Origin of the sequence: Vallitalea okinawensis (genome assembly GCF_002964605.1) — a bacterium.
GTDB classification, from domain to species: domain Bacteria; phylum Bacillota; class Clostridia; order Lachnospirales; family PQDH01; genus Vallitalea_A; species Vallitalea_A okinawensis.
Genome location: NZ_KZ672986.1, coordinates 1,303 through 1,541, shown reverse-complemented (window position 1 = coordinate 1,541; position 239 = coordinate 1,303). Strand labels below are relative to the sequence as shown.

Annotated in this window: 2 tRNA genes; both read right to left on the bottom strand. The window is 45.2% G+C overall.

What is annotated here, in order from left to right:
• A tRNA-Met gene (locus tag C1Y58_RS00050) sits at positions 1-73 on the bottom strand.
• 74 nt (positions 74-147) lie between these two features.
• Positions 148-220: transfer RNA gene (locus C1Y58_RS00045), tRNA-Val, on the bottom strand.
• Positions 221-239: the final 19 nt, after the last annotated feature.

The following is a 239-nucleotide window of genomic DNA, read 5'->3' as shown; positions in this document are numbered from 1 at the left end:
AGCGGAGGACGGAATCGAACCGCCGACACTACGGGTATGAACCGTATGCTCTAGCCATCTGAGCTACTCCGCCATATGTACTTCAGTATCATTATGTCATAATTTGAGACATTTATATGAAACAACTTAATAAATTAAATTGTTGAATGGGCGCAACAGGGCTCGAACCTGTGACCCCCTGCTTGTAAGGCAGGTGCTCTCCCAGCTGAGCTATGCGCCCTAATATTACTGAATTAATC